The following is an 11,230-nucleotide window of genomic DNA, read 5'->3' on the forward strand; positions in this document are numbered from 1 at the left end:
TGGCAGGAGTCGTTCGCGGCCGCAAGAACTGCGGGCGGACCCTCGCATGGTACTTGCCGTTGAGCGCCGACAGCGCACTGCAGGAGGTACCTGCCCATGGTGGTCCCGGTCATATCGGATCTCCTTCCCAGTGAGAATCGGCATTGTTCTCCAGGTAGGAGAAGTCTTTCTCCTTTGACTTGCTCCAGTGCCGTGTCGGAGAAGATACCCAAGACGCATCTGGACGGTCTTCGCGAAACTGGACGAGAGGCCAGGGCGGCGGCCATCAGACGATGGCTCCGCCGGATGCGCCAGCCGTCGGAGAGCAGCGCATGCGCGGGTTCGCGGTGGTTCTGGTCCGGAGACCCCGCAGGAGGACACGCCGTTGCCCGCGGGGGATGTTCTCGTTCCAGGTGGCTATTGCGTTAAAGCATGTCCGATGGCGCCGAAATTACTTGGCAATGCCGCCGAATGCATGCATGTGCTATAGCATGCCAGCCCTGGCAAATCGGTCGAAATTTCCCCTTTCCCCCATGCTATGCTCTCGATATTGCGAGAATTGTTGCGTTGTCGCGCAATTGCCGACAACTTCCTTGAGGTGCTGGTCGTCAATGTCCGGGTGGCGGAACTTTGTTTTCAGCCGTTTTCGGCTTGTGGACGGGCTCGCGGATTTTGCCGAGCGAGGATTCGCCCTGAATCGTCCCGTCAGCCGTGCTGTCCTCGAAGGGCATGCCAGATCGTTCCTGTACGGGTTCAACACCGCGATGGCCGGTTCTCCGATCGGCCAGGTGCACGTGCGGCTCGGTTCGGTGGAGCCCGAGGAGCGTGGCTTCGCCTTCGAAGGGGCCGCGATGGCGTGCTCCCTGATGGACGGCCTTCTGCTGTCCCGAGGACGCCGCACGAAGGCGCTGCTCGCAGGGCCGGGTGAGGAGCACCCCTACGTGATCCACGTCGGGGCGGGATGGGCGCTTGCCCGGCTCCGTTACCCGGGCGCGCGCCGGCTGCTGAGCCTGGATCCTCTGCTCGGGTGGCTCGCGCTGGACGGATGGGGATTCTCCCTCGGGTTCTTCGGTGGCCGACGCGCGCTGCGACGACACAGAAGCCGCCGTCCGCTGCGCGCGACGGACGCTGTCCGGTGCCAGGGCATGGGCCGGAGTCTGTGGTTCATCGAGTCCGCTGACCCTGAGTCGGTGGCGGTCGCGATCGAGGCCGCCCCTCCGGAGCACCGGCCCCATCTGTGGAGCGGTGTGGGGCTCGCGGCGACCTACGCCGGCGGCGCCACCGGGGAGGAACTCGGCCGTCTGGCGGAGTTGTCCGCCGGACATCGGGTCCATGTGGCCCAGGGGGCCGCCTTCGCCGCAGAGGCACGGCGTCGCGCCGGCCATGTGCCCGGGTACACGCGGGCGGCCGTACGCCGCCTGACCGGCGTCGATGTCGACACCGCCGCCGACTGGACGCAGAAGGCGGCTGCCTCGCTCTCCGGTGAAGGGACCGTCCAGGAATTCCTCCTGTGGCGACGTGAGATTCGCCGGCTCGCCGGAGCCGAGTAGACGGATCGAAGAGTACGGCGAGAAATCACAGCACGTGTGCGGGGGGATCGTGTTGCAACGAATTTGGCGCGGACTGCTGGTGCCCGCCGTGGCGCTCGCGGTCGTGGGGGCGCTCGTGATCGTGAGCCGGGAGCCGACCGTGGCGGAGGACGAGCGGGCGCGACTGGCCGAGCGTTTTCGCTTCGTCCGGATGGATCTGGACGGGGATCCCGCACACGCGAGAACGGTCCGTCGGGTGGCACCCGGCCTCGCCCGGATCTCGGCGTGGATCTCGGCGGTCGGCGCGGCCGTGGCCATCGCGGACATCGCAGGCAGCGGCCGCGACGGCGATGTGTGCCTGGTGGACCCGCGCGATGACTCAGTGACCGTACGCCCGGCGCCGGGCACGGGTGATCGTTTCACGCCGTTCCGGCTGACGCCCCAGGGGTTGTGGTGGAATCCGGCGACGATGGCGCCGATGGGCTGCGTGCCGGGCGACTTCAACCAGGACGGGCGCACTGACCTCCTGGTCTCCTACTGGGGGCGGTCACCCGTCCTGTACCTGCGGCGTGACGGGCTCGATCGGCCCCCCACCACGGACGGCTTCCAGTCACGCGAACTGATCTCGCCTCCGCGGATCTGGAACACCGAAACCGTGAACATCGCCGACGTCGACGGCGACGGCCGTCCGGACGTCATCGTCGGGAACTACTTCGCCGACGGCGCCCGCGTGCTGGATCCGGAGGCCGGGCCGGATCCGCTCATGAAGATGCAGGACGGCATGTCCAACGCCGCGGGCGCCGGCACCACGCACGTGCTGCGGTGGAAGCGAGGGCTGGGCGGGGCCGCTCCGGACGCCTCCTTCCAGGAAGAACCGCAGGCTCTGCCACCGGACGCTCGCACCTCTTGGACGCTGGCCACGGGCGCGCAGGACCTCACCGGCGACGGGCTGCCGGAGCTGTACCTCGCCAACGACTTCGGACGCGACCACCTGCTGGTCAACCGCTCCTCGCCCGGCCGCGTCCGCTTCACGACCGCCGCCGGGCCTCGCACGCCCTCCACGCCGAAGTCGAAGGTCGTCGGGCGTGACTCGTTCAAGGGCATGGGCGTCGCGTTCGCCCAGCTGAGCCCCGATCCGTTGCCACACATCCTGGTCAGCAACATCACGCTCCCCTACGCGCTCCAGGAGAGCAACTTCGTGTTCGCCCCCGCCGGAACGGCCGACGACCTGCTCAAGGGCGTTGCCCCGTACCAGGACCGCAGCGAGGAACTGGGCCTGTCCAGGTCCGGCTGGGCCTGGGACATCAAGACCGGTGACTTCACCAACAGCGGCGAGCAGCAGATCCTGCAGGCCGTCGGGTTCATCAAGGGGGAGACCAACCGCTGGCCTCAACTTCAGGAACTGGCGATGACCAACGACTCCCTGCTGCGGGAACCCATCGCCTGGCCGGACTTCGGGCCAGGGGACGATCTGTCCGGGGCCGCGCACAACAGATTCTTCGTCCGGACGCCGCAGGGCCGCTACACAGACCTGTCCCCCATGCTGGATCTGGAACAGGAGACGCCCAGCCGGTCTTTCGCCCTGGCCGACACCGACGCCGACGGCCGTCTGGATTTCGCGGTGGCCAATCAGTGGGGCCGGTCGACGTTCTACCGCAACGCCGGCCCGGTCGGTGACCACGTGGGCCTGCGGCTGCGGGTGCCGGCACCGGCAGGTCGTGACCGCGCGCTCACCCCGGCCATCGGCGCCCGCGTCACCGTGTCGGCACCGGGTTCCCCCACGCAGACCCAGCAGGTCTACCCGGCCAACGGGCACACCGGCGTGTCCAGCCCCGACCTGCTCTTCGGCCTGGGCGACCGCCCGCTGCGGGACGTGACCGCTGAGATCACCTGGCGGGACTCATCCGGCCTGCACCGCATCACCCGGACCCTGCGGCCGGGATGGCACACCGTGATCCTGGAGCACGGCTCGTCGAACGGAGGCCGACGTGGCCGCTGAACTCTCGCCTGACCAACGGCGTATCAAGGCACTACGACGCTTCGCACTGTCCATCACCGTCCTCACCGTGCTGGGGCATGCGTGGCTCGGCTTCGAGCAGGCATACCTCACGCCGATCGTGACGGTGCTGACCGCCTACGCCGTCGAACTGACCCTGGAGAGCCTCGAAGCCCTGGCCTCTCGACGGCGGCCCCGGTTCCTGGGCTCGGCGGCGACATTCGCCGACTTCCTGCTTCCGGCGCACATCGCCGGGCTGGCCTCGGCGATGCTGCTCTTCGCCAACGACCGGCTGGCCCCGTACATGCTCGCGGTCGCGGTCGCCATCGCCACCAAGTACGTCGTCCGGATACGCGTCCACGGGCGGCTCAGGCACGTCCTGAACCCGTCCAACACCGGAATCACCGTCGTCCTCCTGCTGTTCCCGTGGGTCGGCATCGCGCCGCCGTACCAGTTCACCGAGTACAGCCCCGGTCTGTGGCGATGGGTGATCCCGCTCGCCATCCTTGCCGCCGGGACCATGCTGAACGCCCAGCTGACCGGAAAGATGCCGCTGATCCTCGGATGGCTGGGCGGGTTCGTCCTCCAGGCCGTGGTGCGGGCGGTGCTGACGGAGGTCTGGCTGCCGAGCGCGCTGCTGCCGATGAGCGGCGTGGCGTTCATCCTCTACACCAATTACATGATCACCGACCCGGGCAGCACCCCGGTCGCCCCCCGCCGCCAGGTCGCGTTCGGGCTGGCCGTCGCCGCCGCCTACGGGGTGCTGGTGGCGGCCGGCGTGTCATTCGGGCTGTTCTTCGCCTTGACGTCGGTCTGCGTGACGCGCTGGCTGGGACTGGCCGCATTGAACCTGTGGCGACGCACGGCCCCCGACCGGCGGCCCGCCCCTGTCACCACCCCTCTCGAGGTGGCCGCCGAATCGAGGAACTCCTGATGGACGAGCCCATCGCGGTCGTGGGAATCGGATGCCGCTTCCCTGACGCGGACGACCCGAGCCGCCTGTGGGAGAGCGTGCTGGCGAGGCGACAGGCGTTCCGCCGGCTGCCCGCCCAGCGGCTCGCCCCTCGGGGTTACATCTCCTCCGACCGGTCGGCCGCCGACACCACCTACGTCAAGCGTGCGGCACTCCTGGAGGGCTGGACGTTCGACCGCGAGCGCTTCCGAGTGCCGGGCTCCCTGTTTCGCGCTGTGGATCCGGCGCACTGGCTGGCACTCGAAGTCGCCGACGCCACCTTGAACGACGCCGGAGCACCCGGCGGCGAGGGGCTGGACCGTGACAGGGTCGGCGTGGTCATCGGCAACTCCCTGACCGGCGAGGTCACCCGGGCCCATGGACTACGCACCCGCTGGCCGTATGTGCGCCGTACCGTCGCCGCCGCGCTGTCAGCCGAGGGCCTGACGCCCGAGCAGCGCGACCGGATGCTGGCCCGCCTGGAGGAGGACTTCAAGCGGCCGTTCCCCGTACCCGGGGACGAGTCGCTGGCCGGCGCGCTGGCCAGCACGATCGCCGGGCGGATATGCAACCACTACGACTTCCATGGCTTCGGCTACACCGTTGACGGCGCCTGCGCGTCGTCGCTGCTCGCCGTGAGCAACGCGTGTGCCGCGCTGCAGCGGGGTGAACTGGACCTCGCCCTGGCGGGCGGGGTCGACCTGAGCCTGGATCCGTTCGAACTGGTTGGATTCGCCCGCCTCGGCGCGCTGGCCGAGGACGAGATGCGTATCTACGATCGTGATCCGACCGGCTTCCTTCCCGGAGAAGGCTGCGGAATGGTGGCGCTCACCCGCCTGTCCCACGCCCACGAGCGCGGCATGCGGGTCTATGCCCTCATCCGCGGTTGGGGCGTGTCATCCGATGGCGCGGGCGGCCTGACCCGGCCGGAGCAGCGTGGTCAGGCACTCGCGCTGGACCGCGCCTACCGCATGGCCGGCTTCTCACCCGCGACGGCGGATCTCTTCGAAGGGCACGGCACGGGCACTCAGGTCGGCGACGCCGTCGAACTGGACGCGCTCACTGCCACGCTGAGACGGGCCGGCCGCGAGGGCACCCCTGCGGTGCTGGGCAGCATCAAGGCCAACATCGGCCACACCAAGGCGGCCGCCGGCATCGCCGGCCTGCTCAAGGCCGTTCTCGCCGTCCACCACGAGCTGCTGCCGCCGACCACCGGCTGCCGGTCGCCGCGTCTCGAGCTGACCGGCAACGCGCCGGTGCTCCGTACGGCGCAGGACGCCGAACCATGGTGCGCCCCGCACCGCCGCGCCGGGGTCACCTCCGCCGGGTTCGGCGGCGTCAACACCCACATCGTCGTGTCCGAGGCACGACCCGGCCGGCGGACGACTCTGACCGCGAGAGAGCGGCGATTGAGCATGCGGGCCCCGGGCTGGGAGGTGCTCACGCTCGGCGCCGATGACCGCGAGGGACTCGCACGCGAGCTGCGGATGCTGGCCGGGCACGCCGCCGAACTGTCCGACGCCGAATTCACCGACCTGGCTGTGACGCTCACCCGGCGGGCCCCACGCGACCGGCCCTGGCGGGCGGCCGTCGTCGCGGACGGCCCCTCCATGCTCGCCGATCGGCTGCAGGGTGCGCTCGGGCTCGTCATGGCCGGGGAGGACGCGCATGTCGGCGTGCGTGCCGGGACGTTCCTGTGGGGACGCCGACCGGCACGACTCGGGCTGCTGCTGCCCGGTCAGGCCGCGCCGGTGTATCCCGACGCAGGCTGGACGGGGCGGCTGGTCGACACGGGCGACCTGTTCGCCGACGGCCCGGTGGAGGCGGGCACGGCCGACACCACCGTTGCACAGCACGCCGTCGTGCGTTCCTCGCTCGCCGGGCTACGTTACGTGGCCGCGCTGGACGTGACCGCCGTCGGCGCAGCGGGACACAGCCTGGGCGAGCTCACCGCACTGTGCTGGGCCGACGCGCTGAGCGAGCAGGAGGTCCTGCGGCTCGCCCGCGCGCGGGGCGAGGCGATGGGCCAGATGCCCAGAGAAGGGGGCATGATCAGTCTCGCCGCCGGTCCCGAGTCGGCCCGACGTCTCGTCGAGGGCACCGCGGCCGTCATCGCCGCCTACAACGGTCCCGCGTCGGTGACCGTCGCCGGTCCCGCGTGTGACCTGGAGACGGTTCTGGCTCGGGTGCTTGAGCATGGGGTGCAGGCGACGCGGCTGCGTGTGTCCCACCCCTTTCACACGTCCGTCATGGCTCCGGCGGCCGAGGAACTGGAGCCGCACTTCAAGGCGGCCCGGCTCCGTCCCGCGCAGCGCGACGTGTACTCCTCGGTCACCGGAAAGCTGATCACCGCCGACGTCGACCTGGCCGCCCTGCTGAGCGAGCAGCTCACCGCGCCGGTGCGATTCGCCGACGCCCTGGAAGGCCTGCTCGCCCACGCCGATCTGCTCATCGAAGCCGGGCCGGGCACGATGCTCACCGGCATCACGGAGCAGGCGGGCGTGCCGGTACTCGCTCTCGACAGCGGCAACCCCTCGGCGCGCCCCGCTGCGGAGGTGACGGCGGCCCTGTTCGCCGCCTGCGGTGCGAACGCCGGTGCCTTCGTCCGCGGCAGAGGAGCACGGCATATCGACGCCTCACAGCCGAGGCGGTTGCTGACCAGCCCGTGCGAAACGCCCTTTCCCGCCTCACCTGAGCACGAAGGAGCGGGCGAACCAGCCAAGACCGGGATGCCCGCGCGTCGAGTGCCGCCCGAGGCGGCTTGCGACGCGCGGGCCGTGGTCGAGGAGCTGCTCGTCACCGAACTGGAACTGCCCGCAGTACGGCCGCAGGACCGGCTCCTCACCGATCTGCACCTCAACTCGCTGAAGGTCGGCCGGCTCGCCGCCGAAGCCGCGGCGCGCCTGGGCAGGGCCGCGCCCGTGGCGCCGCCCGCACTGGCCGGCGCCACGGTCGCCGACCTGGCCGCCTACGTGGACGAGCTGCCCGAGGCCGGCCAAGAGCCCGATGCCCTCATCGCCGGGGTCGCCCCATGGGTACGGGCGTTCGAGCACCGATGGGTGCCCGCCCCGCCGCCCGGTCGGGCCGCCGCCCGGGACTGGAAGATGTCGGCCACACACCATCCTCTCGCCGCCGAGCTTTCCGCCTGCTTCCCGCCTGGAGAAGGCGCGCCGAGCCGGCTCGTCGCGCTACCGCCCGGTGACGAGGACGCCGCCGACGTCCTCACCGCCGCGCTCCAGGAGGCCGCGGCCGAGAACGTGCCGATTGTCGTCCTGCACCACCAGGGCCTGGGCGCCGCGCTCGGCCGGAGCCTCGTAGCCGAACGTCCCGACACCGACTGCCTGGTGATCGACGCACCTGCTACCAAGGCAGGGCTGGAGCAGGCCGCGAAGGAGGCATCGCGGGCCTTCCACGGGTACACCGAGATCACCGTCGACGGCCGAGGCGGGCGGACCACGCCGGTGACACGCCATCGACGGCTGCGTCGCCGCGGCGACCCGGACCGGACCCTCCCGCTCGGACCCGAAGATGTGTGCGTCGTCACCGGCGGAGCCAAGGGAATCGGCGCAGAGTGCGGCCTCGCACTCGCCCAGGCCACCCGCGCCCGTGTCGTCCTGCTGGGCCGCAGCAGCGCTGACGATCCGGAGGTCGCCACGAACCTGGAGCGGTACGCGGCCGCAGGCACGGAGGCCGTCTACCTGTCCGCGGACATCACCGACCCCGCGGCGGTGAGGCATGCCGTACAGCAGGCTCTCAGGCTGGGACCGATCCGCGGCCTCTTGCACTCCGCCGGGCACAACCAGCCCGGACGCATTGAGGACCTAACCCCGGAACGCATGCGCGCGACGTTCGCCGCGAAGGTCGGCGGCCTGGACCTCCTTCTGACCGAGCTCGACGAGGCGGACCTGCGCATGCTGATCACCTTCGGGTCGGTCATCGCCCGGATCGGCCTGCCAGGTGAGAGCGACTACGCGCTGGCCAACGAGCGGCTGCGGCTCCGCGTCGAGAAGGCGGCCGCGCGGCTGCCCCGATGCCGCTGCCTCAATATCGAATGGTCGGTCTGGTCCGGCACCGGCATGGGGGCACGACTCGGCGCTGTTGACACGCTGACTCGTCAGGGTGTCGTACCCATCCCGGTGCCCGAGGGCGTCGCGGCCTTCATGGACCTCCTCACCGAGAACGACCTGCCGTTCGACGTCATGGTCTGCGGACGGCATCCGCGGGGGCAGACGCTGGTGTACGAGCGGGAAGCGGTGCCGACCTGGCGGTTTCTGCAACGCCCCCTGATACATCATCCGGGCGTCGAACTAGTCACTGAAGCCGGCCTGTCCATGCCCGAAGACCTCTATCTGGAAGACCACGTGCTGGACGGTGGGGCGCTGCTGCCCGCAGTCGTGGGAATGGAGGCGATGGCTCAGGCCGCCGCGGCGGTGGCCGGCCGCACGGACGCGCCCGCCTTCGAGCACATCAGATTCAGCCGGCCGGTGGCGGTGCCGACGGACGGCGTTCGCACCGTTCGGCTCGCGGCGCTCAGCCACGACGACGGCCAGATCGAGGTCGTCCTGCGCGCCGCGGAGACCGGCTACGCGGTGGACCACTTCTCCGCAGTGTGCCGGTTCGCCGACCGGGCACCCGTCCGCACCCTCGTCACCGGCAAGGGCCCAGGCGACGCCGTCCGTGATTACTACGGCACCCTGTTCTTCCACGGCCCCCGCTTCCACCGGCTCCGGCGCTACGAGCTGCTCACCGCACGCCGATGCGAGGCGCTCGTCGACGCCGACCTCACCGCGACCTGGTTCGCCGGATTCCACGATCCGTACCTGCTCCTAGGCGATCCCGGTGCCCGCGACGCCTACATCCACGTGCTCCAGGGCTGCGTACCGGGCCGGCGTGTGCTGCCCGTCGCGGTGGAATCGGTGCAGAGCATCGCATTTCCCACAGGAACTGTAAAGGTACATGCCCGGGAACGCAGCCACGACGGCGCCACGTTCGTCTACGACCTCGACGTCACCGACGCGAACGGCACCGTGATCGAGACCTGGCGTGGACTGCGGCTCACCGATACGGGACCGATGCCAGACACTCAAGCGCTGCCCCTGGAGATGCTCGGCCCGCACCTGGCCCGCGCCCTCGACCGGCTCTTCCCCTCGATCACGACCGATCTGGTCTGCGTCGCGAGCGGTACACGCTCGTCCCCCGCGACCACGGAACGTATGGTGCGGACGCTCCTGGACGGGAAGCACGCCGTGAGCCACAGTCCGGAGGGTCGGCTGATCGTCTCTGGCGCGTACGCCTCCGCGAGCCATCACGCCGGGTACCTGATGGTGGCCACCGGGACGCGGCCCATCGCGGTCGATTGGGAAGCCGTCGACGGCGCGCCCGCGCAACGCTGGGACTCGCTCCTGAGCACATCAGACGCACAGGTCGCTCGGCAGATCACCGCCACGGCGGGAGAGCCGAACACCTGGGCGGCCGCTCGGATCTGGACCGCCAGGGAAGCCCTGGCCAAGCTCGGCGCCGGTCCCTCCGATCCCCTCATCCTCGTCCCCGAGACCCGGGACGACGGCTGGCTGATCATGCATTCGGGACAACGGCGGATCGCCGGTCTGGTCACCGCGATCCGCGAGCTACCCAGCCCCGTCGCGATCGCCGTCTGTCTTCACGAGGACCGACCTGGGAGCACCCCCCTCACCTGGGACGGCGCCTCATGACACGCACCTACGTCCACCGCCACCGTGTCACCTTCGAGGAGACGAACTTCACCGGCAACGCCTACTTCGCCCACTATGTGCGCTGGCAGGGACACTGCCGCGAAGCCTTCCTCTCCGAACATTGCCCCCGCGTCCTGGACATGCTGCACGACGGGCACGCCCTCGTCACCGTCTCTTGCGGCGTCGACTACCTGCGCGAATGCTGGCCCCTGGATCTCATCGAGATGCACATGTCACTGTGCGACACCACCACGAACCGGATAACGATGATCTTCGACTACCAGCGCGTCGCGGACGCGGGCCCGGAACTCGCCGCGCGTGGCCGGCAGACCGTCGCCTTCATGCGGCGCCGATCCACCGGCCTGGAGCCGGCTCCGCTGCCCGCGCAGCTCATCGCGGCGCTCGGCCCTTACACGAAGCGCGCCGGAACACATTCGCCGGCGCCGTCCACCGCCACGGAGTGAATGGACGAGAGACGGCCCGATGCCCGCGCGGCACACTCCACGATCGCGGCCCTTGCCCGGCCGATCGAGTCGGCCATCGCGTACATGCGCGAGAACGTGCATTCGGAACTTTCCTCAGAGGTCGATGTCCCACCGCCTGTCTTCCGCCGCGCCTCAACCATGGGCGCGCTGGTGAATCTGCTGGGCCGCGTCCCAGACGGCCCGCGCGGGCAACGGCTGCACGGGGGCCTTCTGGGGGCGAAAGGCCGGCAGGGCGCCGTCATGGTGAGCGTCTCCCCCGAAGCGCTTGTCACCAGGTGACCACCCGCCTGCGATCACGCAGAACAACGGCTCGTTCTCGCTCCCACGCCGTCGTTCCGCTCCTACCATCTCTTGCCATTGGGCGTGCCACGGGTCGGTCATCGCAAGTTCCCACTCCTGGGAGACAGCGGTCATCAAATCGGAGCGGCCGGCGATCGCCCGATGGGCCATGTACAAGAGATCGCCATCCGAATCCACACCCTCAGTGCGTGTTTGAGAAGATCGTTCATGTATGGCGTGGCGGCGTGACGACCAGCTCGAAGGGGGCCAAGGTGTCTGGATGCCCCCGCAGCGCTACC

At 70.0% G+C, this 11,230-nt stretch carries 6 protein-coding genes; all 6 read left to right on the forward strand.

Going from position 1 to position 11,230, the window contains the following annotated elements; translation table 11 throughout:
* Positions 1–590: 590 nt before the first annotated feature.
* Positions 591–1,529, forward strand: coding sequence for a DUF1702 family protein (locus ABZ444_RS38600; RefSeq protein ID WP_358008301.1), 939 nt, complete (start codon positions 591–593; stop codon positions 1,527–1,529).
* Between the two features lie 49 nt (positions 1,530–1,578).
* Positions 1,579–3,507 carry a CRTAC1 family protein gene (locus ABZ444_RS38605; RefSeq protein ID WP_358008304.1) on the forward strand — a complete coding sequence of 643 codons (1,929 nt, stop codon included), beginning with the start codon at positions 1,579–1,581 and terminating at the stop codon, positions 3,505–3,507.
* A gap of 67 nt (positions 3,508–3,574) precedes the next feature.
* The gene (locus ABZ444_RS38610; RefSeq protein WP_358008307.1) at positions 3,575–4,438 is read left to right on the forward strand and encodes an enediyne biosynthesis protein UnbU; all 864 of its coding nucleotides are present in this window, start codon (positions 3,575–3,577) and stop codon (positions 4,436–4,438) included.
* On the forward strand, positions 4,438–10,167 hold the full coding sequence (locus ABZ444_RS38615) for a type I polyketide synthase (protein WP_358008310.1): 5,730 nt from the start codon (positions 4,438–4,440) through the stop codon (positions 10,165–10,167). Before ABZ444_RS38610 ends, ABZ444_RS38615 begins: the two co-directional genes overlap by 1 nt.
* The gene (locus tag ABZ444_RS38620) at positions 10,164–10,631 is read left to right on the forward strand and encodes an acyl-CoA thioesterase (RefSeq protein WP_358008313.1); all 468 of its coding nucleotides are present in this window, start codon (positions 10,164–10,166) and stop codon (positions 10,629–10,631) included. The genes ABZ444_RS38615 and ABZ444_RS38620 overlap by 4 nt, the downstream gene beginning before the upstream one ends.
* Positions 10,632–10,931: a hypothetical protein gene (locus ABZ444_RS38625; protein WP_358008316.1), complete on the forward strand. Its 300-nt coding sequence runs from the start codon at positions 10,632–10,634 to the stop codon at positions 10,929–10,931.
* Positions 10,932–11,230 lie beyond the last annotated feature (299 nt).

The sequence above is a fragment of the Nonomuraea sp. NPDC005730 genome, assembly GCF_040630865.1.
Lineage (GTDB): Bacteria > Actinomycetota > Actinomycetes > Streptosporangiales > Streptosporangiaceae > Nonomuraea.